General features: G+C 71.7%; 30 protein-coding genes and 1 pseudogene. 12 read left to right on the forward strand and 19 right to left on the reverse strand.

The window, feature by feature from the left end:
- Positions 1 to 198 (reverse strand): hypothetical protein (locus GGQ69_RS15700; RefSeq protein WP_221243887.1); only part of this gene is annotated, 198 nt, incomplete at its 3' end.
- Between the two features lie 345 nt (positions 199 to 543).
- A complete protein-coding gene (locus GGQ69_RS15705) occupies positions 544 to 1,110 on the reverse strand; it encodes a dihydrofolate reductase family protein (protein WP_183530262.1) in 567 nt (188 codons plus the stop codon).
- Between the two features lie 98 nt (positions 1,111 to 1,208).
- Here GGQ69_RS15705 and GGQ69_RS15710 point away from each other — a divergent pair, with 98 nt between their 5' ends.
- Positions 1,209 to 2,225: an MsnO8 family LLM class oxidoreductase gene (locus tag GGQ69_RS15710; RefSeq protein ID WP_183530264.1), complete on the forward strand. Its 1,017-nt coding sequence runs from the start codon at positions 1,209 to 1,211 to the stop codon at positions 2,223 to 2,225.
- 97 nt (positions 2,226 to 2,322) lie between these two features.
- Positions 2,323 to 2,604, forward strand: coding sequence for a DUF1876 domain-containing protein (locus GGQ69_RS15715; protein ID WP_010144849.1), 282 nt, complete (start codon positions 2,323 to 2,325; stop codon positions 2,602 to 2,604).
- Between the two features lie 57 nt (positions 2,605 to 2,661).
- On the opposite strand, the gene GGQ69_RS15720 is transcribed toward GGQ69_RS15715, so the two are convergent.
- From GGQ69_RS15720 to GGQ69_RS15730, 3 genes are all read right to left on the reverse strand, one after another.
- A complete protein-coding gene (locus tag GGQ69_RS15720; protein ID WP_183530266.1) occupies positions 2,662 to 3,591 on the reverse strand; it encodes an amidohydrolase family protein in 930 nt (309 codons plus the stop codon).
- Between the two features lie 70 nt (positions 3,592 to 3,661).
- Positions 3,662 to 4,669: a zinc-dependent alcohol dehydrogenase family protein gene (locus GGQ69_RS15725; protein ID WP_183530268.1), complete on the reverse strand. Its 1,008-nt coding sequence runs from the start codon at positions 4,667 to 4,669 to the stop codon at positions 3,662 to 3,664.
- A gap of 24 nt (positions 4,670 to 4,693) precedes the next feature.
- Entirely contained in the window at positions 4,694 to 5,128 is a 435-nt protein-coding gene (locus GGQ69_RS15730; RefSeq protein WP_183530270.1) for an OsmC family peroxiredoxin, read from the reverse strand.
- 223 nt (positions 5,129 to 5,351) lie between these two features.
- On the opposite strand from GGQ69_RS15730, the gene GGQ69_RS15735 reads away from it, so the two are divergent.
- Both GGQ69_RS15735 and GGQ69_RS15740 read left to right on the forward strand, forming a co-directional pair.
- The gene (locus GGQ69_RS15735) at positions 5,352 to 5,837 is read left to right on the forward strand and encodes a pyridoxamine 5'-phosphate oxidase family protein (protein WP_183530272.1); all 486 of its coding nucleotides are present in this window, start codon (positions 5,352 to 5,354) and stop codon (positions 5,835 to 5,837) included.
- A 59-nt stretch (positions 5,838 to 5,896) separates the two neighbouring features.
- The gene (locus GGQ69_RS15740) at positions 5,897 to 6,349 is read left to right on the forward strand and encodes a GNAT family N-acetyltransferase (RefSeq protein ID WP_298043404.1); all 453 of its coding nucleotides are present in this window, start codon (positions 5,897 to 5,899) and stop codon (positions 6,347 to 6,349) included.
- Positions 6,350 to 6,460: 111 nt separating this feature from the next.
- Here the strand turns inward: GGQ69_RS15740 and GGQ69_RS15745 are convergent, their stop codons facing one another.
- Positions 6,461 to 7,375 carry an NADP-dependent oxidoreductase gene (locus tag GGQ69_RS15745; RefSeq protein WP_183530276.1) on the reverse strand — a complete coding sequence of 305 codons (915 nt, stop codon included), beginning with the start codon at positions 7,373 to 7,375 and terminating at the stop codon, positions 6,461 to 6,463.
- 117 nt (positions 7,376 to 7,492) lie between these two features.
- Here GGQ69_RS15745 and GGQ69_RS15750 point away from each other — a divergent pair, with 117 nt between their 5' ends.
- Positions 7,493 to 7,957 (forward strand): pyridoxamine 5'-phosphate oxidase family protein, encoded by a 465-nt coding sequence (locus GGQ69_RS15750; protein ID WP_183530278.1) that lies wholly within the window; start codon positions 7,493 to 7,495, stop codon positions 7,955 to 7,957.
- Positions 7,958 to 7,992: 35 nt separating this feature from the next.
- On the opposite strand, the gene GGQ69_RS15755 is transcribed toward GGQ69_RS15750, so the two are convergent.
- Positions 7,993 to 8,508 (reverse strand): hypothetical protein, encoded by a 516-nt coding sequence (locus GGQ69_RS15755; RefSeq protein ID WP_183530280.1) that lies wholly within the window; start codon positions 8,506 to 8,508, stop codon positions 7,993 to 7,995.
- Between the two features lie 146 nt (positions 8,509 to 8,654).
- On the opposite strand from GGQ69_RS15755, the gene GGQ69_RS15760 reads away from it, so the two are divergent.
- The gene (locus GGQ69_RS15760; RefSeq protein ID WP_183530282.1) at positions 8,655 to 9,857 is read left to right on the forward strand and encodes a YbfB/YjiJ family MFS transporter; all 1,203 of its coding nucleotides are present in this window, start codon (positions 8,655 to 8,657) and stop codon (positions 9,855 to 9,857) included.
- Positions 9,858 to 9,941: 84 nt separating this feature from the next.
- On the opposite strand, the gene GGQ69_RS15765 is transcribed toward GGQ69_RS15760, so the two are convergent.
- From GGQ69_RS15765 to GGQ69_RS15775, 3 genes are all read right to left on the reverse strand, one after another.
- On the reverse strand, positions 9,942 to 10,751 hold the full coding sequence (locus GGQ69_RS15765) for an SDR family oxidoreductase (RefSeq protein ID WP_183530284.1): 810 nt from the start codon (positions 10,749 to 10,751) through the stop codon (positions 9,942 to 9,944).
- Between the two features lie 37 nt (positions 10,752 to 10,788).
- The gene (locus GGQ69_RS15770) at positions 10,789 to 11,481 is read right to left on the reverse strand and encodes a hypothetical protein (RefSeq protein WP_183530286.1); all 693 of its coding nucleotides are present in this window, start codon (positions 11,479 to 11,481) and stop codon (positions 10,789 to 10,791) included.
- A 96-nt stretch (positions 11,482 to 11,577) separates the two neighbouring features.
- Complete coding sequence (locus tag GGQ69_RS15775) at positions 11,578 to 11,940, reverse strand: DoxX family protein (RefSeq protein WP_183530288.1); 363 nt, start codon at positions 11,938 to 11,940, stop codon at positions 11,578 to 11,580.
- Between the two features lie 137 nt (positions 11,941 to 12,077).
- Here GGQ69_RS15775 and GGQ69_RS15780 point away from each other — a divergent pair, with 137 nt between their 5' ends.
- Positions 12,078 to 13,355, forward strand: a complete 1,278-nt coding sequence (locus tag GGQ69_RS15780; protein WP_221243888.1) for a patatin-like phospholipase family protein — start codon at positions 12,078 to 12,080, stop codon at positions 13,353 to 13,355.
- A 39-nt stretch (positions 13,356 to 13,394) separates the two neighbouring features.
- Here GGQ69_RS15780 and GGQ69_RS15785 read toward each other — a convergent pair whose 3' ends face one another.
- Positions 13,395 to 14,153, reverse strand: a complete 759-nt coding sequence (locus GGQ69_RS15785) for a M50 family metallopeptidase (protein ID WP_183530289.1) — start codon at positions 14,151 to 14,153, stop codon at positions 13,395 to 13,397.
- Between the two features lie 43 nt (positions 14,154 to 14,196).
- On the reverse strand, positions 14,197 to 15,573 hold the full coding sequence (gene dnaB / locus GGQ69_RS15790) for a replicative DNA helicase (protein ID WP_010144865.1): 1,377 nt from the start codon (positions 15,571 to 15,573) through the stop codon (positions 14,197 to 14,199).
- Positions 15,574 to 16,193: 620 nt separating this feature from the next.
- Here dnaB and GGQ69_RS16655 point away from each other — a divergent pair.
- Both GGQ69_RS16655 and GGQ69_RS15795 read left to right on the forward strand, forming a co-directional pair.
- Positions 16,194 to 16,322, forward strand: coding sequence for a hypothetical protein (locus GGQ69_RS16655; RefSeq protein WP_255459801.1), 129 nt, complete (start codon positions 16,194 to 16,196; stop codon positions 16,320 to 16,322).
- The gene (locus tag GGQ69_RS15795) at positions 16,312 to 16,926 is read left to right on the forward strand and encodes a class I SAM-dependent methyltransferase (RefSeq protein WP_183530291.1); all 615 of its coding nucleotides are present in this window, start codon (positions 16,312 to 16,314) and stop codon (positions 16,924 to 16,926) included. The genes GGQ69_RS16655 and GGQ69_RS15795 overlap by 11 nt, the downstream gene beginning before the upstream one ends.
- A 99-nt stretch (positions 16,927 to 17,025) precedes the next feature.
- Here GGQ69_RS15795 and rplI read toward each other — a convergent pair whose 3' ends face one another.
- The 4 genes from rplI to rpsF all read right to left on the reverse strand — a co-directional run bounded on the left by rplI (position 17,026) and on the right by rpsF (position 18,936).
- On the reverse strand, positions 17,026 to 17,490 hold the full coding sequence (gene rplI, locus GGQ69_RS15800) for a 50S ribosomal protein L9 (protein ID WP_183530293.1): 465 nt from the start codon (positions 17,488 to 17,490) through the stop codon (positions 17,026 to 17,028).
- 30 nt (positions 17,491 to 17,520) lie between these two features.
- Positions 17,521 to 17,760, reverse strand: coding sequence for a 30S ribosomal protein S18 (rpsR, locus tag GGQ69_RS15805; protein WP_010144869.1), 240 nt, complete (start codon positions 17,758 to 17,760; stop codon positions 17,521 to 17,523).
- A gap of 206 nt (positions 17,761 to 17,966) precedes the next feature.
- A complete protein-coding gene (locus GGQ69_RS15810; protein ID WP_183530295.1) occupies positions 17,967 to 18,542 on the reverse strand; it encodes a single-stranded DNA-binding protein in 576 nt (191 codons plus the stop codon).
- Between the two features lie 82 nt (positions 18,543 to 18,624).
- On the reverse strand, positions 18,625 to 18,936 hold the full coding sequence (rpsF, locus tag GGQ69_RS15815; protein ID WP_010144871.1) for a 30S ribosomal protein S6: 312 nt from the start codon (positions 18,934 to 18,936) through the stop codon (positions 18,625 to 18,627).
- Between the two features lie 239 nt (positions 18,937 to 19,175).
- On the opposite strand from rpsF, the gene GGQ69_RS15820 reads away from it, so the two are divergent.
- On the forward strand, positions 19,176 to 19,754 hold the full coding sequence (locus tag GGQ69_RS15820; protein ID WP_183530297.1) for a DUF1697 domain-containing protein: 579 nt from the start codon (positions 19,176 to 19,178) through the stop codon (positions 19,752 to 19,754).
- A gap of 41 nt (positions 19,755 to 19,795) precedes the next feature.
- Here the strand turns inward: GGQ69_RS15820 and GGQ69_RS15825 are convergent, their stop codons facing one another.
- Complete coding sequence (locus tag GGQ69_RS15825; RefSeq protein ID WP_183530300.1) at positions 19,796 to 21,160, reverse strand: M18 family aminopeptidase; 1,365 nt, start codon at positions 21,158 to 21,160, stop codon at positions 19,796 to 19,798.
- Between the two features lie 99 nt (positions 21,161 to 21,259).
- On the reverse strand, positions 21,260 to 22,885 hold the full coding sequence (locus tag GGQ69_RS15830; RefSeq protein WP_255459802.1) for a glycosyltransferase family 87 protein: 1,626 nt from the start codon (positions 22,883 to 22,885) through the stop codon (positions 21,260 to 21,262).
- Between the two features lie 242 nt (positions 22,886 to 23,127).
- Between GGQ69_RS15830 and GGQ69_RS15835 the strand changes: the two genes are divergently transcribed.
- Together GGQ69_RS15835 and GGQ69_RS15840 are read left to right on the forward strand one after the other, a co-directional pair.
- Entirely contained in the window at positions 23,128 to 24,213 is a 1,086-nt protein-coding gene (locus GGQ69_RS15835; protein WP_010144875.1) for an inositol-3-phosphate synthase, read from the forward strand.
- Positions 24,214 to 24,336: 123 nt separating this feature from the next.
- Positions 24,337 to 26,091, forward strand: a complete 1,755-nt coding sequence (locus tag GGQ69_RS15840) for a formate--tetrahydrofolate ligase (RefSeq protein ID WP_183530301.1) — start codon at positions 24,337 to 24,339, stop codon at positions 26,089 to 26,091.
- Here the strand turns inward: GGQ69_RS15840 and GGQ69_RS15845 are convergent.
- Positions 26,083 to 26,441: pseudogene (locus tag GGQ69_RS15845) on the reverse strand (CCA tRNA nucleotidyltransferase); the annotation flags it as partial. The gene GGQ69_RS15840 and the pseudogene GGQ69_RS15845 overlap by 9 nt on opposite strands.

Raw genomic sequence — 26,441 nt, forward strand, 5'->3', positions numbered from 1 at the left:
CCAGTTGTAGCCCTGCTGGGCCGAGTAGTCGACGGTCGCGGCGCCGCCGTCGTTGGCCGCGGCCGGGGCCACACCGCCGATGGTGGCTCCGGCGACGGTGGCCAGACCGGCGACGCCGACGGTCAGGGAACGACGACGGTGAGTGCGGCGGGCCTGCTTCTCGGCGAGGAGGCGGGCACGGCGGGAGGAGTAGGTCATGGGATGCTCTCAATGCTTCGCGTGTAATCGGATCGTTACATACCGTACACGAATATTATCGAGTCGCAACCTTGCGTGTCCCTGTCCATCACCTGGATGTTTCCTGAAAGTGCCATGCAGGAGGCCACAGCGGGCGCGCGCCCAGGTCCACGCACGGCCCTTGACGTTACCACTTCGTGATTCTCGCGTCGTCCGGGTCGGGGACATGCCGCGCTGACCGGTGGGTTCCCGGTTCCGCGATCACCCGGCGGCCACGTTCCGGGCCCTGACCGTCAACGTGCGGACCGGACAGTTGACGGTCCGCACGCTCGGCGCGGCGGTGGCCGCGACGGGGAGGTCGCGGGCTCAGGAGCCCCGGGACGACGACGGGGTGACGTCGTAGACCAACCGGGCCCACTCGCCGATCTTCTCGGCCGAGCGCAACCGCAACCGGTCCCACCGCGCGTCGCCGGCGAACAACGGCTTGCCGGAGGCCAGGGTCACCGGCGCGAGGGTCAGGCAGACCCGGTCCAGGGCGTCCGCCTCGAGGAATTGGGCGGCGAGCCTCCCGCCGCCCATCATCCAGATGTCGCCGGCACCGGCGGCCGCCCGGATCTCGGGGAGGTGCCGGCCGACGTCGCCGTCCAGCACCCGCACGTCCGCGCCCTCGGGAACCGGCAGCTCACGGCTGGAGAAGACGAACAGCGGCTGGCGCCCGAGGTACTCCGGCCACTGCTCCGGGTGGGCCATCAGGTCCTCGTGCTCGAGCACCCACTCGTAGGTGGTGGAACCCATGACGATCGCGGTGGCCGACTCCATGAAGGGCGTGAGGTCGGGCTGCTCCCCCGGGATGGCGAACAGCCAGTCGAGGGAGTCGTCCTCGGTGGCCAGGAAGCCGTTGAGCGTGCACGCGGTCTCGTAGATGACGGCCATGGCCGAACCGTAGCAACCCGGTCCCCGGCACCGCTGCCCCTGGACGGCTACTCCTGAACCCCGGCAATATCCCCGGTCCGGATCGTGTTGAGGCTGGTATGACCGCCCCTGGCCCCTCCCGCGTGCCCGTCTCCATCCTCGACCGCGCCAACTCCCTCGCGGGCTGCACGGAGGCCGAGGCCCTGGACGCGGTGGTGGACCGGGCCCAGCGCTCCGAACGGCTGGGCTTACGGCGCTTCTGGGTGGCCGAGCACCATGGCGTCCCGGGCATCGCCGGTTCCACGCCCACCGTGCTGATGGCCGTCCTGGCAGCCCGCACGCAGTCCATCCGCATCGGTTCGGGCGGGGTGATGCTCCCCAACCACCAGCCCCTCGTGGTCGCCGAGCAGGCCGCCACCCTCGAGGCCCTGTTCCCGGGGAGGATCGACCTGGGGCTCGGCCGCTCCCTCGGCTTCACCCCGGCCGTGCGGCAGGCGCTGCGCACCGGTGAGGACGCCGCCCGCGACTTCCCCGGGGACCTGGCGGAACTGACCGGTTTCCTGCGGGGCGAGTCACCCTTCGCCGCGCGGCCGCGTGACCACGCCGCCACGCCGCTCTTCGTCCTGGCGAACGGCCAGGGACTCACCACCGCCGCACGAGCCGGGCTGGCCGTCGTCGTGGGCGGGCCCGCCCTCTTCCCGCGCGACGGGCACGCCACGCACCCGGGCCTGGACCTCTACCGGGAGCAGTTCCGTCCCTCGCCCTGGTACGCCGAGCCATACGTGATCGTCTCGGCCAACGTGGCGGCCGCGGACACCCGCGAGGCGGCCCGCCGGTTGTTGCTGCCCGAGTCCTGGGCGCTGGCCCGGTCCCGCTCCCAGGGTGAGTTCCGGGCCCTGGCGGACGTGGACGACGTCGTGGCCCGGCTGCACGGCGAGGGCGTCACCGGACGCGACCGGCAGCGGGTGTCGGAGAACCTCGAGCGGTCCATCCACGGGACGCCCCGGGAGGTGCGGGCCGGCGTCGAGGACCTGATGCGGTTCACCGGAGCGGATGAGCTGATGGTGACCGGGGGCATGAGCGACCTCGAGGGCCGGCGCCGCTCGGACGAACTGCTGGCCGAGCTGTTCTGCTGAGAGGACCCGTCTTCCGGCCATGGACACGTGGACGCGCACGGTCCTACCCTCGTCTCATCCCCGACCAGACGCTGAACGACCACCTGGAGGGAACACGATGACACACACCTGGAGAATCTCCGTCAACCTGGTCACCACGGAGGACCCCACACCGGACGAGCGCGTCACCACGGCCCACGCCCAGCTCACCACCACCTCGGGGACCACCCTGGAGGGGTTCGGCCGGGCCCGGCGCAACCCCGTGGACCGCGACGTCCCGGAGATCGGCGAGGAACTGGCCACGGCGCGCGCACTGCGGGACCTGGCAGACCGGCTCCTCAACGCGACCTCGGACGACCTGTCCGCGATCGAGCACCAGAGGATCCACCTGTACAAGTAACCGTCGGCCCCCCGGCCGCTCCGCCCCGCCCCGGTCCCACCGGCCTGCAGGCGGTGGTCAGCGAGCCGTGAGCCCGACGAGCCTGCGCGGCGTGTGCCACAGCGCGCCGCGCATCCAGTCGTCGTCCATGCCCCACGCTGCCAGCGCCTCGATCTGGTGGCTGTAGGAGTAGGGGATGGACGGGAAGTCCGTTCCGAGGACGACCTTGTCCCGCAGGCCGCCCAACGTCTGCGGGTAGTCCCGCGGCGCCGGGTGCGTCCGCTGCATGTACGAGGTCCCGACCATCGTCGTGTCCAGGTAGACGTTCGGGTGCCGCGCCGCAAGTTCGGCGAACTCGCGGTACTCGGGCAGGCCGGCGTGGGCGATCACCAGGACCAGTCCCGGATGCCTGCCGACCAGTTCGCGGATGGGCTCCGGCCCGGTGTACTGACCTTGGTGGGGACCACTGCCGCAGTGTATGACCACGGGGGCCCCGGCCTCCTCCGCGGTGGCCCATGCGGGGCCCAGGAGGGGGTCGAGGGGGGTGAAGCCGCCCACCTGCACGTGCACCTTGAAGATGCGCGCCCCTCGCTCCAGGCTCCGCACCACCTCGTCCTGCACACCCGGCTCGGGGTAGAACGTCGCGGAGTGGATGGCGTCCGGGTGGCTGGCGGCGAAGTCGGCGGAGTAGTCGTTGAGCCAGGCCGCCATGCCGGGCCGGTGGGCGTAGTTCAGCGTGGTGTAGGCGCTCACGCCGATCTCCCGCAGCGTGGCGACCCGTTCCTCCTCGGACTGGCGGTACTCGATGTGCCACGGCGGCCCACCGCGCTCCGCCTCGGTGTCGAAGAACGCCCAGACCTTCTCCTGCACGTTGGCCGGCATGAAGTGCACGTGCAGGTCGGTGATGCCGGGGATCCCGAGCGATTCCAGGTAGGGCCGGACGTCCCGGTCCGTCCGGGGCGCCGGGGCGGTCGTCCCGGCCGTACCGCGCGTTCGTTGCGTGTCCACGTTCGCACCCTAACGAACCCGGGGCCGGCCCGGTGACCACCGCAGGTGTCTCCTCCCTGTGGGCCTCCGGCTACGGTGCGGCCACCCGTAGCACCGCCGCCCCCGTGACACGGTCCCCGGCCAGGTCGGCCAGTGCCCGGTCGGCCTGCTCCAGTGGGTAGGTCACGGTGGTGGGCCGCAGCGGGATGCGGGCGGCCAGGCGCAGGAACTCCTCACCGTCCTGACGGGTGTTGGCGGTGACGCTGCGGACCTGCCGCTCCTGGAACAGGTCCGAGGCATAGTGGAGCGCCGGGATGTCGCTGAGGTGGATGCCGGCCAGGGCGAGTGTCCCCCCGCGGTCCAGGGCACGCAGTGCCGACGGCACCAGGTCACCGGCCGGGGCGAAGATGATCGAGGCGTCCAGGGGCACCGGCGGTGTCTCCCCGGACTCACCCACGAAGTCGACGCCGATCTCACGCGCCAGCTGCCGGCCCTTCTCCCCACGGGTCATGACGTACACCTCGGCCCCCTGGTGCAGCGCCACCTGGGCGGCCAGGTGCGCCGAGGCCCCGAAGCCGTAGATCCCCAGCCGCCCGCCCGGTGGCAGGTCCGCCCGTCGCAGCGAGCGGTAGCCGATGATCCCCGCGCACAGCAGCGGGGCGGCCGCCTCGTCCGCGAAGGCGTCCGGGAGGTCGTAGGCATAGGCCTCGGGGACCACGGCCAGCTCGGCGTACCCGCCGTCGTCGTCCCACCCGGTGAAGCGCGGGGTGAGGCACAGGTTCTCGGCACCGCGGCGGCAGAACCGGCAGTGGCCACAGGTGTGCCGCAGCCAGGCGATTCCCACCCGGGCGCCGACGGCGAACCGCTCACACCCGGGACCCAGTGCGGTGACCTCACCGACGATCTCGTGACCGGGCACCACCTCGGGCCGGTGCAGGGGCAGGTCCCCCTCGACCACGTGCAGGTCGGTGCGGCACACCCCGCACGCCAGGACCCGGACGAGCACCTCGCCCGGGCCCGGCTCGGGGTCCGGGCGCTCACCGAGGCGCAGCGGTTCCCCGGTCACCGGCCCCTGCGCGGCCACCCACCAGGCGCGCATCGTGAGTTCCCCGGACCGGACCGGTCAGGCCAGCGAGGCCTTCAGGGTGATGTTCTTGACGGCCGCGAGCGCCTGGGACACGGGGCACTGGTCCTTGGCCTCGCCGGCGATCCGCTCGAAGTCCGCTGCCGAGATCCCCTCGACCTGGCCGTTGACCGCCAGCGCGATGCCCGTGATGCCCTCCCCGGCCACGAAGGTGACCTCGGCGGTGGTGTCCAGCTGGGTCGGGGCGGTGCCGTTGTCCTTGAGCATGTTGGCGAACTGCATGCTGAAGCAGGTGGCGTGGGCGGAGGCGATGAGCTCCTCCGGGGTCGTGGTGCCGCCGGACTCCTCGCCGCGGGACTTCCAGGCGACGTCGAAGGTGCCGACGTTCGAGGTCTCGAGCGTGGTGGTGCCGGAGCCGGTGAACAGGTCACCCTTCCACTGCGTGCTGGCGGTGTTGACGATGGGACGCGGCATGATTCCTCCTGATGGTCGATGCTGGGGTCGTGGCCTGCGGGACCCCTGGTCGCCACCGTAACGAGAACCGGCCGCGGATGTCAGGGGGTGCTGGCCGCCGCCCGGTGGGCGGTCGGCCGCCCACCCTGTGTTCACCCCTTGTCCGTCCGGCCTCGGCGGACGAGAGTGGAACCACGAGGGACGGCCCCACCGGCTGCCGTGGACCCGCGACGAGGAGGACCGGATGACCAATGACCAGAGCCGCACCGAGGACCTGAGCGAGGACGCCTGCTGGGCGCGGTTGCGCACCGGGGAGGTGGCGCGCCTGGCCGTCATCGTGGAGGACCACCCGGAGATCTTCCCCATCAACTACGTGGTGGACCACGGATCCCTCGTCTTCCGCACCGCCGAGGGCACCAAGGTCCATGCCGCACTGTCCACCTCGCGGGTGGCCGTGGAGGTCGACGGCGTGGACGCCCCGGAGGAGGGCGCCGGGGCGCCGGCCGCCCACGCGTGGAGCGTCGTCCTGAAGGGCACTGCGGAGCAGATCACTGCAACGGACGAGCTCATGGACACCACCGAGCTGCCGTTGACCCCGTGGCAGACGGGGGCCAAGGGCAAGTTCGTGCGGATCAGGCCCACCCAGGTCACGGGGCGCAGGTTCGCGGTGACCTCGCCGGAGGAATGGCGCACCTCGGTCTCGGGCGCGCCCCACGCCTCGGACGAATGACCCCGTCGGGCCGGTCCAGTGCTGCGGCCAGCGCTGGATCCCGGCAGGGCCCGACGGCGGTGGGCCGGGCAGGTGCCGGCCGGGCCGACGTCGTGGGCCGGCTCCTGTACGACTTCAACACCGAGTTCGACTCCCCGACCCCCCGCGCCGGGGAGTTCGCGGCGCGCTTCGCGCGACTGCTGACGCGCGACGACGTCCTCGTGCTGCTGGCCGGAGATCCGGCGGAACCGACCGGCTTCGCCTACCTCACCCTTCGTCCGTCCCCGTACTTCGACGGGCCGCTGATGCAGCTCGAGGAGCTCTACGTGGTCCCGGCGTTGCGCGCCCGGGGCATCGGCACCGCCCTGATCCGGGATATCCTGCGCCGTGCCCGGGAGCTGGGCTGCGGCGAGATCCACATCGGCGTGGACGAGATCGACGTGGCCGCCCGCCGCTTCTACGAACGGCACGGGTTCTCGAACCGCGAGCCTGGTGAGGACTACCGGATGCTGTTCTACGTCCGGGCACTCTGACGCGCTGCGTCCGGGGTGAGAGGACGCGTCCGTGCGGGTCCCACGGCTGCGCAGTCCTCTCGATCCGGACAGACGGAGGGTGCCCCGTCGGGTCCTGGTCCCGACGGCGGTTCAGGCGAGCACCACGATCTTCCCGGCCGCGTGCCCGGTCTCGACGGCGGCGACGGCCCGCTCCGCCTCCACCAGCCGGAATCGGCCGGTCACCACGGGGGCGAACCACCCGGCCGCCACCAGCGCGGCGACCTCCGTGAACACGGCGGTCGTGCGCCGCCGGGTCACCCCGGACCCGCCCAGCGCCTCGGCGCCGGGGACATCGGCGATGCTGCGCAGGGCGTCGGGCCGGTGCAGCAGGGGCGCGGCCTCGGCCAGGGCCTGCCCGCCGACCGCGTCGATCACGGCGTCCACCCCCTCGGGGGCGAGGTCGCGGACCCGGCCGGTCCAGCCGGGTCCCTTGGCCACGTGCACCGCCCCGAGCCCGGTCACCACGTCCCGCTTGGACTCCGAGGCCACCCCGAGCACGCGCAGGTCCCGGTCCCGGGCGAGGCCGCAGACGCACGTGCCCACCCCGCCGCCGGCCCCCAGCATCAGCACGGTGGCCCCGGCCGGGAGGCTGAGCTCGTCCAGGGCGTCGTATGCGGTCCCCGCGGCCACGGGGATGCAGCAGGCCTGCTCCTCGGTCACGCCGTCGGGGATGCGGGCCGTCCCCGACGCGTCCAGCAGGACGTGACTGGCCAGCGCCCCGGTGCCGGCCGCCGTCGCACCGAAGACCCGCTCTCCGGGAGCGAACCCGGTGACGTCCGGACCGGTTCCGAGCACCACCCCGGCGGCCTCGCGGCCGAGCGCCATGGGGAAGCGCACCGGGATCCGGCCGGTACGCAGGCCGTTGCGGACCTTGATGTCCGCCGGGTTCACCCCCGCCGCCGTCATCCGCACCAGGACCTGGCCGGGACCGGGTGTGGGGTCCTCCTGCTCGAGGTGTTCCATGACCTCCGGGCCGCCGTACCGCTGGAAACCGAACATGCGCATGGGAGCAGTCAAGCATCCCGCGGTGACCAGCACTTGTGCTCGGTCACGGGGCGCGGCCCAGAATGGTCCGAGTCAACCGGCCGTCCCGTCGTGGACCGGTCGCGCCGAGGAGGACCGATGACCGAGCAGCCCGCCACCGAGGAGCACCTGTCCGAGGACGCCTGCTGGGAGCGCCTGCGCCAGGCGCCCGTGGGACGGCTGGGGGTGTGGGTCCAGGACCATCCGGAGGTCTTCCCCGTGACGTTCACGGTGGACGGCCGGACGATCCTGTTCCGCAGTGGGCCGGGGACGAAACTGGACGCCGTGCTGTCCGGGACGCCGGTGGCCTTCGAGGCGGACGCGCTGGAGGCCACCACCTCCATCGTCTGGAGCGTGATGGTCCGGGGCAGGGCCGAGCAGATCACCCGGTCCGTGGAGCTGATGGAGACCGGGGACCTGCCGTTGAGGCCCTGGCACCCGGGTGACAAGACGGCCCTCGTCCGGATCACCCCGGCGGAGGTCACCGGACGGCGGTTTCCCATCGCCGATCCGGAGTGGTGGCGGTCCGTCGCCGCCGACATCCGCCGGCCGGCCGAGGACTGAGCGCCGGCGGGGTCACCGGCCCGAGGGACCGCCGCTCAGTATCCGGCCAGCAGGTTCTTCGCGCCGACGATCGCCAGGCCCAGTGCCGTGATGCTGACCACGATGACGACCGTGCGCAGTCGGCCCGCGTCGTAGGTCCGGGCCACGATCGCCGCGGCGACGACGATGTACCCGAGCAGGGCGATGGTGACGGCGCCCGTCTCGCGCTCCGAGAACACCAGGTCGACGACGGTGACCAGCACCCCCACCTTCAGTCCGCCACCCAGGCCGGCGGCCGTGATCCGCAGGTCCTGGCGGCGGCTGTTCCCCACGTCCGTGGCGAACTGGGCCAGACTGAACGCGAACCAGTGCACGAGCAGCAGCCCGACGAGGATCCCCCAGAGCGCGGGCAGGGGACTGTCCGCACCCTCCCCGAGGTCGACGAGGGTGCCCAGCGAGGCCAGCAGGCTGATGGCGATGTACAGGCCCACGGCCATCGACTCACGCAGCAGGTGGGCCTTCTCGTGCTCGCTGATCTCCTCAGCCGGCGAAGGATGCTGGTCGGCGACCATGGGCCGAGTCTATTCAGCGGGGGGATCCCCCGGAATCCCTGACGATCCGGCGGAGCCGCCGGCCGGGTGAGCGCGGACGGCACCGCGTGCGGGTCACGGACGGGCGATCGACAGGGTCCGGACTCCCCCGCTGCTAGCGTCGGGCCATGAGAGAGCCCCGATCCTCCCGCGCGGTCTGGACCGCGCTCGGGCTCGCGGCCGGGCCGGCGTCGGCGTTCGCGTTCGCCCGGTTCGCCTACGCGGTGCTGCTTCCGCCCATGCGGGCCGACCTGGACTGGTCGTACGCGACGGCGGCCCTGCTCAACACGACCAACGCCGCCGGGTACCTGCTCGGGGCGGTCCTGGCCGCCCGGGTGGGCCGGGTGCTCGGGACGCGCCGCGCCTTCCTGGCCAGCATGCTGGTCACCGCCGCGGCCCTGGGGGCGTCCGCGCTGAGCTCCCTGCTGCCGGTCCTGCTCGTGCTGCGGCTGGCCGCCGGGATCTCCGGGGCGGTGACCTTCATCCTCGGGGCGGCGCTGACGGCGGCCCTGGCCTCCCAGCTCGACGGGCCACGGACCGCGCGGCGTTCGGCCCTGTTGATGGGGATCTACGTGTCCGGTGGCGGCATGGGCGTGGTCGTGACCGGTTTGCTGCTGCCGGCCGCCCTGTCCTGGTTTCCCCCGGAAGCTGGCTGGCGCGTGGGCTGGGCCGCGCTGGGCATCGCGGGCGTGGCGGCCTGGATGATCGCCGTGCCGGCCGCGCGCCGGGCCCCGTCGCCACCCCCGCGCCGGACCGGGGCGCGCGCCCCGGTCCGCACCCTGCTTCCCCTGCTGGCCGGGTACACCCTGTTCGGCGCCGGGTACATCGCCTACATGACCTTCATCGTGGCCCTGCTGCGCGGCCAGGGCGCCGGGGACGCGGAGGTGGCCGTGTTCTGGATCGTGCTGGGCCTGGCCGCGATGATCGGCGGGTTCGCGTGGTCCCCCGTGGTCGGCGCGCTCTCCGGAGGCCGAGCCCCGGCGCTGCTCATGGTCGTCGTCGCCCTCGGAGCGGGACTGCCCCTGCTGGCGGACCACCCGGTGTTCTCGCTGGGATCGGCCGTGTTGTTCGGGGGGACGTTCCTGGCGCTCGTCGGCGCGGTCACGCACGCCGCCCAGCGGGTCCTGGACCCGTCTCAGGTCACCGACGGGATCGGCACCCTGACGACCGGTTTCGCGATCGGCCAGTCGATCGGCCCGGTGCTGTCCGGGGTGGCCTCGGACTCGGCCGACGGCGTGCAGGCCGGGCTGGCCCTGTCCGTGGTGATCCTGCTGGCCGGAGCCGTGGTCTTCCTCGGCCAGCGCCCGCAGGCGGCCCATCCCGGGACCTGAGGGCCGGCGTGGGCGCCGAGGGCAGGTCAGCCCCTGACGGGCACGCCGGCCGCTGGGGTGCGGCTCAGCCGCGGCACCACAGGTTCAGGGACGCCGCCAGCCGTCGCCCTCGAGGTGTGATCCGGCCATCGGCCCCATGGTGAGCATGCCGCCGTCGACGGCCCAGGACGCACCGTTGACGTACCCGGCGTCCGGGCCGCACAGGAAGGCCACGACGGCGGCGACCTCCCGGGCGTCCCCCGGCCGGGCGACGGGGATCCCGGGACGGTGCTTGCCCTCGAGGACGGACTCGTCCTCCTGCCCGGTCATCGGGGTGGCGATCTCCCCGGGCGCCACCGCGTTGACGGTGATGCCGTGCTCGGCCAGTTCGAGGGCGGCGACCTTGACCAGCAGCCCCAGGCCACCCTTGGCCGCGCAGTACGGTCCGGCCCCCACCCGCGGGGCGTGCTCGTGGACGGAGGTGATGGCCACGATCCGTCCGCCCGCACCGGCGGACACCATGTGGCGTGCGGCCGCCTGCAGGCAGCAGAACGCGCCGTCCAGGTCCACCGAGATCACGTGCCGCCAGTCCGGGTAGTCCATGTCCAGCAGCCGGGTGGCGGTGCCCGTCCCCGAGCACATCACGAGGGTGTCGACGCCACCCATCTCCTCGGCCAGCCCGTCGACGACCCTGGTGCCCTGCGTCGGGTCGGCCAGGTCGAGCCGGCGCACGTGGGCGGTGCCGCCGGCGGCACTCACCTCGGTCGCGGTGGCCTCCGCGCCCTCGCGGTCCTCGTGCCACGTGATGCCGATGTGACGTCCCGGGGCGGCCAGTGCCACCGCCGTGGCCTTCCCGATGCCGGAATCGGCCCCCGTGATGATGATCCTGCGGGGATGTACGGCGGACTCAGTCATGGTTCCTCCTGGTACGGGTCGGTGCGGTCCGGCGAGGTTATCCCAGCTGGTGCCGGAACGGCACGGTGAAGTCGAAGGCCCCCGGGCCGTAGACGGCCCGGTACCGCTCGATCCAGTCCGGCAGCAGCCACACCCGGTGCAGGAACTGCACGTGCTGCGGCTGCCGCTTCATCGCCCAGGTGGCGAACACCAGTTCGGCGAGGTCGGACTCGATCAGGTAGGTGCACTGGCCGGCCGGCGTCATCCCCAGCATCCCCAGTCGTCCCGGTTCGACCATGTGGCACTCCAGGATGCTGCCCCAGTCCCACCAGAGCAGGCTGGTCGGGGTCCTCAGGTAGAACCCGAACTGGTTGACACAGAGCATCCCGCCCTCGAGATGGTGCCAGGACGGCTGCACCGCCCGGGCGGCGGCAGCCCGCCGTCGGGCGTTCCCCACGGCCCGGCCGAGCGCTGCCCCGGCGGTGATCGCCAGGCCCCCGCGGCCGGTGGCGAGGAAGAAGCCACCGTCATGGGCGTAGGACCCGTCCCCGCGCGCCTCCAGCGCATACACCGAGAACGGGGCGACGGCCACGATGCGGTTCTCCGGGTACGTCCCACCGACCGCGAAGTCCACGGGCACCGGGAGGATCTGGTCGAACTCGCCGTGGACGTGGGCATGGATGACCTGTGCCGTCCGCAGCAGCATCCGGTCCCGCTGCGACCACCCCGCTCCTGCGCCGTCGACCCCCATGTCAGCCACCCTAGGGGGCCGAAGGGGCACGCGTCGACGTTGTCCACAGGACCCCTGGCCTTCCCGGAGCGGGAGCCCCGGCCGCCTGCCGGCGGCTCAGCCCCTCGCGGCGTAGGCGACCAGTGCGCCGGCGAGCCCGACGTTCTTGAGGAACTGGATCCGCTGCGGCACTCGCCGGGCCGTCTCGGTCTCCTTCCAGAACGGGTGCCCGACCATCGTGGTGGCGAGCATCGACAGGCTCAGGCCGCCGGCCGCGGCCCGGGGCAGCACGCCGAGCGCCAGCGCCGTGCCCCCGGCGGCCATGGCCACGCCGTTCGCGCGCACGGCGAGCTCCGGTTCGGGGATCCCGGCCTGCTCGACGAGCGCCACCCGGCCACCCGGTTCCTTGGCGGCCTCGTAACCGAGCCAGACGAACGGTGCGGCGAGAGCGGCGCGGCCGAGGAACTGAACGGCATTCATGGGAACTTCCTTCTCTGGACGGCAGGGATGCGGGCCGGTGCCCGGACGGCACGGCCTCCAGCCACGGTAGCCCGACCGGCGTGTCCTGGCGCGACACCGCGAGGGGACCGGACACGATCACCCCTACGATCGGGGATGTGACCTCCCAGAGACGCCGCGTCGCGATCGCCTGCCAGGGCGGTGGCAGCCACACCGCCTTCACCGCCGGGGCCCTGTCCCGGTTCCTGCAGCCCGATGTCCTGGCCGAGCACCAGGTCGTCGGCCTCAGCGGTACCTCGGGAGGTGCCATCTGCGCGGCGATCGCCTGGTCGTCGCTGCTGCACCGCCGGCCCGGGGATGCCGAGCACCTGCTCCGGCGGTTCTGGACGGCGAACAGCGCGTCGAGCTGGCCGGACCAGGTCGTCAACGCGATGGTCCTGTGGGGCCAGCGGTTGTCCGAGACGGTGGCCGTCCCGGTCGTCAGCCCGTATCTCCACGCGGGCGCCGTGTGGAGCTCCGACCTCCTGCGGCGGCTGATCGACCAGACCGTGGACCTGGGGGCCGATCAGGAACTGGCCGCCGCCTCGATCAGTGACCCGATGCTCCTGGTCGGTGCCGTCGACGTCCTCAAGGGCGTGTTCCGGACCTTCGACAGCCGCGACGGCGAGATCTCGACGGACGCCATCCTGGCCTCGGCCGCCATCCCCACGATCTTCCGCTCCGTCCGCCTCGGCCGGAGCGTGTACTGGGACGGCCTGTTCTCCCAGAACCCCCCGGTCCACAAGCTGCTGGACTCCGAACCGGACGAGATCTGGGTGATCCAGGTCAACCCCTCGCAGGTCGAGGACGAGCCCACGACCGTGGGGGAGATCGCGACCCGCCGCAACGAGCTGTCCGGCAACCTCTCCCTGTACCAGGAACTCGGCTTCATCGAACAGGTCGACAAATGGCTGGCCGACGGCACCATCCGTTCTCATCGGGTCCGGCACATCACGGTGCGCATCCTGGAGATGCGGCGCACGGACGCCACTCGCGCCTGGGGCCATGCCAGCAAGCTCAACCGGGATCCCGCGTTCATCGACGAGCTGATGGAACTGGGTCGGCACCAGGCACAGGACCAGGTGGACGCCATGGCCCTGGAGCGCGCGTGGGGCGACGAGGACCGCGAACCGGGCTCGCTCATGGGCCGGTTCCGGCCCGGCGCGGTGGTCTCGAGCACCCACCCGCTGGCACCCCTGGAGGCGACGGCGGACCCCGAACGGATCCGGGGGTTCCTGGACGAGTTCGGCCTGCGGGTCGAGACGAGCCGCGCCCGGGTCTGCGAGGACGGTGCCCGCTGGACCGTGCACTCGGTCTCGGACCGCAGGATCAGCGCCCGCGTCCGGGCCTTCTTCGACGAGGGCCGCATCGCCCGGATGACCGTCTCCGAGGACTGATCCCCCGGGGTGGTCCGCCCGACCGGCCGGTGATGTCCCTCAGGCCGAGGGCCCCGGCGGACCCCACGGCCAGAGCAGCCACCCTCCGGCCAGGAGGCAGCACGCGCAGAGGAGCCAGAAGAGTCCGGTCCACAGCGCCGCCGGGACCCCGGTCAGCCGGGCCAGCTGGTCGACGTCGCTGTCCGGACCGCGCCCGGCGCCGGCCGCCCGGCCCAGGCCCCGGCGCCGGGCCCGGCGTCGCTGGCGCTGGAGTTCCACGACGGCCCGGGGCGCGCAGAGCAACAGCGACCACGCCACCACCTGTGCGACCGCGGAGAGGACGAGGGGCGAGGCCGCCCAGGACAGCGCGGCGACGGCCACCCCCGTGACGAGCACGACCCACAGCCCGTAGAGGTTGCGCACCAGCAGCAGCATCAGCGCGCAGAGCAGGACGAAGGACCAGAGCCAGGCGGCGGCGTAGCCGGCGCCCGCGAGCCACGCACCCGCGAGCCCGACGACGGCCGGGGCCGGGTACCCGGCGGCCAGCATCAGCACCATCCCGGGACCACGGGGACGGCCCCGGGACAGGGTCACCCCGGAGGTGTCCGAGTGCAGGCGGATGCCGCTGAGCCGGCGCCCCGAGAGCACCGCCACCGCGGCGTGCCCGGCCTCGTGCGTGAGCGTGGCCAGGTGGCGGACCGCCCGGTAGCCCGCCGGACTCCAGGCGAGCAGGAGGGCGAGGCCGGCCATGGCCAGGGCCAGCGGCCAGTCCAGGTCCGGCTGGGTGCTGGTCACGCGCTCCCAGAGCCCGGTCAGCACGTGGGTGCCGGCGCCCTCCGCGAGGGACCGGGGAGGCGGACCATCAGAAGCCCCCGGCGTCGGGTGCCATGTTCGAGAACCGCGAGTAGTGGCCCTGGAAGCCGACCACGATGGTCTTCGTCGGACCGTTACGGTGCTTGGCGACGATCAGGTCGGCCTCGCCGGCGCGCGGGGACTCCTTGTCGTAGATGTCCTCGCGGTGCAGCAGGATGACCATGTCGGCGTCCTGCTCGATGGAACCGGACTCACGCAGGTCGGAGACCTGGGGCTTCTTGTCCGTGCGCTGCTCGGAGCCACGGTTCAGCTGGGACAGGGCGATGACCGGGACCTGTAGCTCCTTGGCCAGCAGCTTGAGGGCACGGGAGAACTCGGCGACCTCCTGCTGGCGGGACTCGACCTTCTTGCCGGAACTCATCAGCTGCAGGTAGTCCAGCACCACGAGCTTGAGGTCGTGCTTCTGCTTCAGCCGCCGGCACTTGGCACGGATCTCCATCATGGACATGTTCGGCGAGTCGTCGATGAAGAACGGCGAGTCGTTCAGCCGCCCGACGGTGGCGGCGATCTTGGACCACTGCTCGTCCCGGATGGTCCCCTTGCGCAGGTCCTGCAGGGCGATCGTGGCCTCCGCGGACAGCAGGCGCATGGCGATCTCGTTCTTGCCCATCTCGAGGGAGAAGAACACGGTGGTCATGTTGTGCTTGATGGCCGCCGAGCGGGCGAAGTCCAGCGCGATCGTGGACTTGCCGACGGCGGGGCGCGCGGCGATGACGATCATCTGCCCGCCGTGCAGGCCCTGGGTCAGCTCGTCGAACTCATAGAAGCCGGTGGGCACACCGGTCATCCCCTCGCCCTGGGACCCGGCGGCCTCGATCTCGTCCACGGTGTGCTCGAGGATCCCGGACAGGGGGACGTAGTCCTCGGACTGCCGGGTCTCGGCGACCTTGTAGACCTCGGCCTGGGCCTCGTTGACGATCTCCTCGACCTCACCGTCCTGCTGGTAGCCCATCTGGACGATCTTGGTGCCCGCCTGGACGAGGCGGCGCAGGACGCCCTTCTCGCGCACGATCTCGGCGTAGAAGCCCGCGTTCGCCGCGGTGGGCACGGACTGGACGAGTTCGTGCAGCACGGCCGGGCCGCCGACGCGGGCCAGCTCCTGGCGCTTGTTGAGCAGGTCCGCGACCGTGACGGCGTCGGCGGGCTCACCGCGTCCGTACAGGTCGATGATCGCCTCGTAGATCATCTCGTGCGCCGGCTTGTAGAAGTCGTTGCCGCGCAGCAACTCCACGACGTCCGCGATCGCGTCCTTGGAGAGCATCATGCCCCCGAGCACCGACTGTTCGGCGACGAGGTCCTGCGGGGGAAGGAGGTTGGCCCGCGAGGAGCCGGTGCCGTCGGTGGAATCGAAATGCTCGAATGCCAAGTAGTTGATTCCCTTCCCTATGACCGGACGGCCCGGTAACTCCCCGCGGTGCGGTGTCCCTAGGAGCCCGTCGCATCGGGACCCCGATGCGACGGACTCCCCAGGCGATGCCAGCCGGATGTGCGCCATGAATCCTAGCCAATACCCGGCTCGTCCTGTGGGGGTACCACGTGAGACTACTCGCCTGCGGAACCCCGCTCAAGCACAATGTCCACAGCTTCTGTGGATAACGTGTGGATTCACCGGGTTGTGGTGTGCACAGAGTGGGGAAAACTCTGGGGATGCGCCCCCACCCTCGTCCACAACCCTTGTTTGACAAGGGCGTTTTCTTTTCCAGGCCTGTGGATAGAAAGGAATTTCGCTGGGGATTACTGCTGGGGAACTAGCATCCCGGTCCCTGGGAACGCAACTTCGCCCGCCAGTTCTTCACAGTTATCCACAGGCTATCCACATGTTTTGTAATTGCCGTTGTAGCCGACCACGCGCTCCCGGCGCACCTCCTGGACGCCCGTGGTTCACCGGGGTGTCACGTTCGTCACCCTCTCACCGGGCGGGTGATCCCGGGCACCGATCCCCCGCTTCACATTCCCTCGGCGGCGCCGGGCTGGAAGGATGGCCGGATGACGTCCCACGAGAACTCGACGATGCCCGCCGGCGTCCCGGTGGAGGAGCCCGCTCCCCACGCTCACCATTCCGTCCACAGGGCCGACGCCGCGGCCCTGGACCGGGAGGTCCGCCATGGCGAATGAGCACTTCGACACCGCGGCGGCCACCTGGGACCTCGAACCGGGCAAGGCGGACGAGGCACGCAGGCTGGCGGATGCCGTCGCCACCCGGTTGGCCCTCACCGGCCGGGAACGTCTCCTGGAGTACGGGGCGGGAACCGGACTGGTCTCCCAGGCGCTCGTGCCCCACATCGGCTCCGTGACCCTCGCGGACAGCTCCGAGGGCATGCGCCGGGTGGCCGCGGACAAGGTCGCCCAGGGCCTGCTTCCGGCCGGCACCCGGGTCTGGGACCTGGACCTGGAGTCAGGCGGCACCCCGGACGAACGGTTCGACCTGATCGTGGCCAGCCTGGTGCTCCATCACGTGCACGACATCCCCCGCGTGCTGTCCGGGTTCCGCAGCCTGCTGGAACCGGGCGGGCACGTGGCGATCGCCGACCTGGACACGGAGGACGGGTCCTTCCACGCCCACCTGCACGACTTCGACGGCCACCCGGGCTTCGACCGTCACCAGCTGGCCCAGTGGCTCGTGCGGGACGGATTCGAGGACGTCTCGGTCGAGGACTTCACCACGATCGACAAGGACGGCACGTCCTTCCCCGTCTTCCTGGCCACCGCCCGGCGGTGAACGGTCGGAGGCGAACGATCTGCGGTGGACGCGCAGAGGCCGGCCGGCTCCCCGAGGGGAACCGGCCGGCCTCTGCGGATGCAGAAGGTGACTAGGAGGTCACTTCTTCTTGGTCTTGGCGGCGACGACGTCCAGGTCGATCACGGCCAGGACGTCCTCGTGCAGGCGGACATGCGCCTGGTACCGGCCGAGCGCCTTGATGGCGGTCGGCAGGGTCACGGTGCGACGGTCGATGCTGCCCAGGCCGGAGGCCTCGACAGCCTCGGCCACGTCCGCGGCCTTGACGGCGCCGAACAGGCGGCCACCCTCACCGGCGGTCACCTCGAGCTTGACCGGCGTGCCCTGCAGCTTCGCGGCGAGGGCCTGTGCCTCCTCGAGGGACTTCACGGCGCGGGTCTGGCGAGCCGTCTTGATGGACTCGACCTGCTTCTCCCCGCCCTTGGTCCACAGGGTCGCGAAACCGCGCGGCAGCAGGTAGTTGCGGGCGTAGCCGTTCTTGACGTCGACGACGTCACCGGCGGAGCCCAGGCCAGTCACTTCCTGGGTCAGAATGAGCTTTGCCATCTGTATCTGTTCCTTCCTCGACTCGCGCGATCAGCCGCGGCCAGCGCCGGAGTAAGGAAGCAGGGCAACCTCACGGGCGTTCTTGATGGCCTGGGCGATCTTGCGCTGCTCCTGCACGGTCACGCCGGTCACGCGACGGGCACGGATCTTGCCGCGGTCGGAGATGAACTTGCGCAGCAGGGCGACGTCCTTGTAGTCGATGACGGTGATGTCAGCGGCCTTCAGCGGGTTGGACTTTGGTTTGGGCTTACGGATCTCAGCCTTCGCCATCGTGGTGCTCCTTCAATCGTCGGGAGCCCGCAGAACGGTTCTGCGGGATGGGATCGCAGGCGGCGGGTGGCCGCCTGCTGCCGCCGTACGGGAAACGGTTCCCGACGGCGTCCGGCGGGGTCCGCGCCCCTCAGGGCACCTCCCCGCCGGGGGGATCGGTGATCGGCTCAGGTCCGCTCACCGGAGGTGATTCAGTACTGCTCGGATCAGAACGGGGGCTCGTCGTTGCCCGGGGTGTCCCAGGAACCCGCGGAGGTGGAGGACCCACCCCACGGATCGTTGGAACCGCCACCGGAACCCCAGCCGGCGTTGCCGCCGCCCTGGCCCCCGGCGTTCCCGCCCTGGTTGAACCCGCCGCCCTGGCCGCCGCCGAAGCCGCCACCCTGGCCGCCGCCGCCGAAGCCCCCGCCGCCCCCGCGGCCGGACTTGGTGACCTTGGCCGTGGCGTACCGCAGCGAGGGACCGATCTCGTCCACGTCCAGCTCGTAGGAGGTGCGCTTCTCACCCTCGCGGGTCTCGTAGCTGCGGGCCTTCAGCCGGCCCTGGGCCACCACGCGGGTGCCCTTGGTCAGGGACTCGGCCACGTTCTCGGCCGCCTCCCGCCAGATCGAGGCGCGGAGGAACAGGGTCTCCCCGTCCTTCCACTCGTTCGACTGGCGGTCGAAGGTCCGGGGGGTGGAGGCGATGGTGAAGTTCGCCACCGCGGAACCGGACGGCGTGAACCGCAGTTCCGGGTCTGCCGTCAGGTTCCCGACGACGGTGATGATGGTCTCTCCGGCCATGGTGCCTCCTGTGGACTCTTCGGACGTTCTGGTCGCTGGACTCAGCGGGTGGGTGCGGCACCGTCACCGGCGCCGCGCGGGATCACTCCGCCTCTGCGGTGATCTTCTGCTCTTCCGGGCGGATGATCTTGGTGCGCAGGACGATCTCGTTCAGGCCCAGCAGGCGATCGAGCTCCTTGGAGGTGTCCGGGGTGGACGTGAAGTTGACGACGGCGTAGATGGCCTCGGTCTTCTTCTGGATCTCGTAGGCCAGGCGGCGCCGGCCCCAGAGATCGAACTTGTCCACGGTGCCGCCGTCCTTGGTGACGACCTCGAGGTACTTCTGCAGGGTCGGTTCAACGGTGCGCTCGTCCACTTCGGGATCAATCAGCACCATCAGTTCATATGCACGCATGCGAACCCACCTCCTTCGGGCTAGTGGTCACGGTCTTTCCGTAACAGGAGGTTCTGTGCGGTGGTTCCGCGCGGGATCCGTCATGGGACGGCACGCAGAAAACCTCGACCATCATACCCGCTGGTGGCAATGGTCCCGAACCAGGCCCCACTCTGCCGGGGGGCATCACCCGGCCGCCACGGCCCGGACCGTGACTGTGGACACTGGCACCGTGCCGGTCCGCTGTGCAGGATGGGACCATGGCCTCCGCCCCGCGTTCCGACCACACCCACGTCCTGTTGTTGCGGGGCATCAACGTCGGCGGACACGCGAGGGTGCCCATGGACCACCTGCGCCAGATCGCCACCGCGGCGGGCGCCCTCGAGGTCACCACCCACCTGAACTCGGGCAACGTCCTGTTCCACGTGGACCGGCGGCCGGGGCACGAGGCCGATGCGGACGCGTGGGACATCGCGTACGGGGTGGAGTCCGCCCTGGAGGCAGAACTCGGACTGGCCGTCGCGGTGATCCCCGCGAGCCGGGCCGACCTGGACACCGCCCTGGCCCTGCACGCGCAGCTGGCCTTCGCCGGCGGGGAGGGCAAGCTGACCCACCTGGTCCTGCTGGCCGAGCCCGCCGATCCCGAGCAGGCCGACGCGCTCGAGGCGTTCGACGCCGGTGACGACCGGTGCGCGGTCACCGGCAGGTTCGTGTGGGTCCGGTACGCGAACTCGTCCCGGACCTCCGCGCTCACCCTCGACCGCATCGAGCGGACCCTGGACACCCGGGCCACCGCCCGGAACCTGCTGACCGTCCGCAGCCTGGCCGCCGTCGGCTGACCCCGCAGGCGGCCACGCCCGCCCCGGCGGGACGGGCCGCCTCAGGCCCCGGTGAAGAACGAGCCCACGGCCGCGGCCAGGTACCCGGGGTCCTGGGCCCCGCACATCTCCCGGGCGGAGTGCATGGACAGCAGCCCGATGCCCACGTCCACGGTGCGGATGCCGAGCCGGGTGGCCGAGATGGGACCGATCGTGGACCCGCACGGCACCGCGTTGTTGGACACGAACTCCTGGAACGGCACTCCCGCGTGGGCGCACCAGCCGGCGAAGGCGGCGGCACCGGCCGCATCGGTGGAGTACCGCTGGTTGGCGTTGATCTTCAGCAGGGGACCGGCGTTGGGCCGCGGATGGTTCACCGGGTCGTGCCGCTCGGCGTAGTTCGGGTGGACCAGGTGACCGGCGTCGGCGGACAACAGCCAGGATCCCGCGAATGACCGCGCCGGGCCCTGTCCCGCGACGTCCAGCGCATCCAGCACACGGCGCAGCACGTCCTCCAGCACGGGGCCGGCCGCTCCCGAGCGCGATGCCGAGCCCAGCTCCTCGTGGTCGAACGCCGCGAGCACGGGGATCACCGGCGCATCGGCCGCCGGCGCCGGGGAGGGATGTGCCTCCAGCGCCACCAGTCCGGCGTGCACGGAGGACAGGTTGTCCAGCCGCCCGGAGGCGAAGAACTCCTCGGACGCCCCGAACAGTCCCGGTGCCTGGGTGTCCGCCATGACCACGTCGAAACCCCGGACCGCCCCCGGCTCCACCCCGGCGGTGCGTGCGAGCACGGCCAGGATGTCGGCCGGGGCGGTCCTGCCGCCGGCAGCGCCCCAGATCGGGTTCATGTGCTGCTGGCGATCCAGCGTGAGCCCGTTGTTCACGTCCCGGTCCAGGTGGATGGCCAGTTGCGGGAAGCGCGCCACGGGCCCGGTGGCCGCGAGGTGCTCGGTGCCGTCCTCGGTCACCAGCCGGCCCGCGAGGCACAGCTCCCGGTCCAGCCAGGAGTTCAGCAGCGGCCCGCCGTAGACCTCCACGCCGGCCTGCAGCCAGCCCTCCCGGCCGGTCGTCGGGCGGGGCTTGAGCTTGAACGTCGGGGAGTCCGTGTGGGCACCCAGGATGCGGAACACCGGCACGGCACCGGCCGAGCCGGCCCCGGACACCCGGGCCCCCGGGAGCCCGGCGCCCTCGGGAATCCGCCAGGCGATGACGGCCCCGTCCCGGACCAGGACATACCCACCGGGCTGCGCGGGGAAGTCCGCGCGTTCATCCACGCGGGTGTAGCCGACCGCCTGGAGGCGGCGTGCCACCTCGGCGGCGGCGTGGTAGCTCGAGGGGCTGGCCTGCACGAAACCGGCGAGGTCCTGCAGGTGGGGGTGGCCGGCCAGGGAGCCGGCGGGGGTCACGGAGTCCGGTGCGGTCATGGTCCTACCGTACGGTGCGGCCCTCCCCGCCGCGGCGGTCCCCGCACCTCACCGCCCTGCACGCCTCCCCGGTCGGCACGCCGCGCCGGCTCCCGCAGGTCACCAGGTCGTCCGGGCCGCCTCCCGGTGCCGCCTCACCAGCCACGGGGCACGGTCCGGGGCGTCGTCGTAGTGACCGCCGAGGGGGTCGTCCACGGGCAGCCGCTCCGCCTCGGTGGCGTCGAAGCCCAGGTGGTCCATGCGGGCCGCGGCCGCCTCCAGGCCCCGTCCTGAACCGGCGCCCGCGGCGGGCCGGGTCCAGATCCGCCCGCCGGGCAGCGAGGCCCGCACCGGGTCGTCCCAGGGCGCGAGCATCTGCTCGACCACGCGGCCCATGAGGTACAGGGTGGCAGCCATGTGCCCGAGGATCGCCAGGACGTAGAACGTGTCGTCCATGGAGTGCTGCACCTCGGAATCGGAGGCCCCCTTGGCCAGGTACATCCAGATCGCCCAGAAGTGCAGCACCTCGACGAATTGCCAGATCAGGAAGTCGCGCCAGCGCGGGACCGCGAGCGCCGCCAACGGGACCAGCCACACCACGAACTGCGGGGAATACACCTTGTTGCACAGCACGAACGCGGCAACGATCAGGAAGGTCAGCTGGGCCAGCCGCGGCCGGTAGCGGCAGCTGACACCGAGCGCGAAGATGGCCGCGCAGGCCAGGAAGAAGGCCCCGTAGGCCAGCAGGGACAGGTCCTCGGCACGGATCTCCGGTCCGCCGATCCGGCCCATCGTCACGTTCCAGGCGTGCCAGACCGAGGACAGGCCCGGGCCGCGTTCCCCGGAGAAGGTGAAGAACACGCTCCAGGCGGCGAGGTTGCCGATCATCATCGGCAGGTTGACGGCCAGCCAGGCGATCACCGTTCCCAGCGTCGCCCACAGGAACGGGGACCAGCGCCGGGAACGGACGGCCAGGATCAGCAGCGCCCCCAGGATGAGCAGGGGATAGAGCTTCATCGCCGCCCCCAGCCCGAAGAAGAGACCGGCCAGCAGGGGCCTGCGTCCGCCGAACAGCCACATGCCCACGGCCAGCAGCGCCACCGCCCACAGGTCCCAATTCACGGACCCGGCCAGGACGATGCCCGGCGCGACGGCCACCATGACCGCATCCCAGGGCCGGCGGCCGGCGGACCTGGCCGTGACCACCACGGTCACGATCCACAGCACGGCCGTGAGGAGGAAGTTCACGTCCCAGTAGGCCAGCGTGGGGTTCAGGTCGCTGAACGGCAGCATCCTCGAGACCACCGCGGCGATCGAGGCCACCACGGACATCAGCACCGGGTACTCGAAGCCGGCCCCGGCCGCGAAGGGGGCGAAGGGGTCCTCGGCGAACCCGCGCCCGCCGTAGAGCGCGGCCCAGTCCGAGTAACAGCCGGCGTAGTAGACCTCCGGCTGTCCCCAGCCGCCCAGCCGGCACGGGGTCTTCAGCAGCACCGCGACGACGGCCGAGAGCGTGGTGAGCAGGATCATCACCCGCAGGGGCGTGAAGAAGGAGCCGCCGGTGCGTCCGGGGACGGTGTGCCGGCCCACCGGGCCGCCGAGCCCCTCCCGCAACCGGCGCACCAGCCCGTCCGTGCGCGAGGGCACGGAGGCGGGGACCGGAGCACCGCCGTCGGGACCTCCGGCACCGGTCCGGGACGGGGCCCCGGGGGTCCGCGGGCCGGGGGCCGGGGTGCGCAGGCTCATGGTGCCCATCCTAGGAGGGACCCGGCACCGGCCCTCCCCTGGAGAGGGCCGGGAATGCGGCGGCACGGACGGCGGTTGGACACCGATGCGGATGAACGTCGTCATCCGGCGTAAAGTGGATGGGGTCGTGCCCGCCCGTCACGGGCCGGAAGCACCCTCACTGCATCGACGTCCCGGACCGCCGGGGCTCGGTCCGCCGCGCCCGTGCGGCCGCAGGACCATCAGGACAACAAGGAGTACCGGTGTCGAAGAAGCCGATTCGTGTGGCCATTGCGGGCGTGGGCAACTGCGCCACCTCCCTGATCCAGGGGGTCGAGTACTACCGCAACGCCTCCGCCGACGAGCAGGTCCCGGGCCTCATGCACGTCCAGTTCGGTGACTATCACGTCTCCGACCTGGAGTTCGTCGCCGCCTTCGACGTCGACGCCAAGAAGGTCGGCGTGGAGCTCTCTGCCGCGCTGGTCGCCTCCGAGAACAACACCATCAAGATCGCCGACGTCCCGGCCACCGACGTGACCGTCCAGCGCGGACCGACCCTCGACGGCCTGGGCAAGTACTACCGGGAGACCATCGAGGAGTCCGGTGCGGAGCCGGTCGACGTGGTGCAGGTGCTCAAGGACACCGACGTGGACGTCCTGGTCTGCTACCTGCCCGTGGGTTCCGAGGAGGCCGCGAAGTTCTACGCCCAGGCCTGCATCGACGCCCGGGTCGCGTTCGTCAACGCCCTGCCCGTCTTCATCGCCGGCACCCCCGAGTGGGCGGACCGGTTCACCGCGGCCGGCGTGCCGATCGTCGGTGATGACATCAAGTCCCAGATCGGCGCGACCATCACCCACCGCGTCATGGCCAAGCTGTTCGAGGACCGCGGCGTCACCCTGGACCGCACCTACCAGCTGAACGTGGGCGGCAACATGGACTTCAAGAACATGCTCGAGCGCGAGCGCCTGGAGTCCAAGAAGATCTCCAAGACCCAGGCCGTCACCTCCAACACCTCCGCGCAGCTCAGCGCGGACGACGTCCACATCGGCCCGTCCGACTACGTGTCCTGGCTGGACGACCGCAAGTGGGCGTTCGTGCGCCTGGAGGGCCGCAACTTCGGCGATGCCCCGGTGTCCCTGGAGTACAAGCTGGAGGTCTGGGACTCCCCGAACTCCGCGGGCGTGATCATCGACGCCGTGCGTGCCGCCAAGATCGCCCTGGACCGCGGCATCGGCGGCCCCATCCTCTCCGCCTCGTCCTACTTCATGAAGTCCCCGCCCGTGCAGCACCATGACGAGGAGGCGCACGAGCTGGTCGAGGCGTTCATCCGCGGGGACATCGAGCGCTGACCCGGCCCGGGCGCCGAGCGCCCCACCGGTGCTCCGGAGGTCGATAGGACACGTCAGGCCCGGGTCTCCCGGGGGCTGACGCGTCCTATCGACCTCCCGTCGCGTTGTGGCAGGATCTGCCGCATGAACGACGCCGAGATCGCCGCCGCCGCCACGTTCCTGCCGGTCTCCGAGCTCGCCCGGCGGTCGGCGATCCCCGAGGATGCCCTGATCCCCTACGGGCATCACATGGCCAAGATCGACCCGGCGCGGCTGCCGCGGTCCCAGCGGACCCCGGGCCGGGTCGTGCTGGTCACCGGCATCAGCCCGACGCCGGCCGGCGAGGGGAAGTCCACCGTCACCGTGGGCCTGGTGGACGGGCTGAACGAGCTGGCCGCCCAGGCGGACGCCCCTGCGTGGTGGCGCGGCAGGACGGCGATGGCCGCCCTGCGCGAACCGTCCCTGGGCCCGGTGTTCGGGATGAAGGGCGGCGCCACCGGTGGCGGTCACGCCCAGGTGGTGCCCATGGAGGAGATCAACCTCCACTTCACCGGTGACTTCCACGCCATCACCGCGGCCCACAACCTGCTCTGCGCGCTCATCGACAACCACCTGCACCAGGGCAACACGCTGGGCATCGACCCGCGGACCATCGCCCTCAAGCGCTGCCTCGACACCAATGACCGCGCCCTGCGGCAGACCGTCATCGGCCTCGGCGGCCGCAGCCAGGGCGTGCCGCGGGAGAACGGCTTCGAGATCACCGTCGCCACGGAGACCATGGCCGTGTTCTGCCTGTCGCGGGACCTGGAGGACCTCAAGTCCAGGCTCTCCCGGATGATCATCGGGCGGACGCATGACCAGCAGCCGGTGACCGTCGGCCAGCTGGGCCCGAACGGCGCCCAGGGTGCCATGGCCGTGCTGCTCAAGGACGCGTTGAAGCCGAACCTGGTCCAGACCCTGGGCGGCTCCGCGGTGCTCATCCACGGCGGGCCGTTCGCCAACATCGCCCACGGGGCGAACTCGATCATCGCCACCAACACGGCCCGGTCCCTGTCCGACCTGGTGGTCACGGAGGCCGGGTTCGGCGCAGACCTGGGCGGGCAGAAGTTCATGGACATCACGGCCGTGGCCGGTGGCTTCCCCCCGGCGGCCTCCGTGGTGGTGGCCACCGTCCGGGCGCTGAAGATGAACGGCGGACTGTCCCTGGGCGAGGTGAACGCCGGCGCCACCGCCGGGGTGGCCGCCGGCACGGCGGAGACCGCGGAGCGGCGTCACCTGGTCGCCCTCGAGGCGGGGGTGGCCAACCTCGAGCGCCACGTGCAGAACCTGTCCGTCTACGGGGTGCCGGTCATCGTCGCCGTCAACCGCTTCCCGCAGGACACGGACGCCGAACTGTCCTGGCTCACCGACTGGTGCGGCCGGGCCGGCGTCCGGGTCGCCGTCGCCGAGGTGTGGGCCCGGGGCGGGGCCGGTGCCGTGGAACTCGCCCGCCAGGTCACCGAGGCCATCGCCGAGGGGACCGGCTCGTACCGGTCCCTGTGGACGGAGACCATGGATGTCGAGGAGCGCATCGACGCCGTGGTGCAGCGGATCTACCGCGGCTCCCACGTGGAGTACTCCGCCGAGGCCAAGCGCCAGCTGGCCCAGCTCACCGAGGAGGGGTGGGGCCACCTGCCGGTGTGCATGGCCAAGACCCAGTACTCGTTCACGGACGATCCGAAGGTCCTGGGTGCCCCCACCGGCTTCGGCATCACGGTCCGCGAGCTCGTGGTCCGGCCCGGCGCCGGGTTCATCGTGGCCCTCACCGGGGCCATGATGACCATGCCGGGACTGCCCAAGGCGCCCGCCGCGGACGTCATGGACGTGGACGCGGACGGCCGGATCAGCGGCTTATTCTGACGCCTCCGATGCCTCCGCCGCCTCGGGCTGCTCCGCCCACCAGCGCAGCAGCTCCGCGCGGGCCACGTCCTCTCCGTGCGGCCCCTCGTCCAGCCGCCACTCCAGCAGGTGCTTGTAGGCCCGGCCCACCACGGGCCCGGGACGGATCCCCAGGATCTCCATGACCTGCGTGCCGTCCAGGTCCGGCCGCACCGCGTCCAGCTGCTCCTGTTCGGTGATCTCCTCGATCCGACGCTCCAGGTCGTCGTAGGCGTGGGCCAGGCGCTCGGCCTTGCGCCGGTTGCGCGTGGTCACGTCCGAGCGCGTCAGGGCGTGCAGCCGGGGCAGCAGCGGGCCCGCGTTCCGGTGAT

This window comes from Micrococcus sp. TA1 (genome assembly GCF_014199555.1).
Classification (GTDB): domain Bacteria; phylum Actinomycetota; class Actinomycetes; order Actinomycetales; family Micrococcaceae; genus Citricoccus.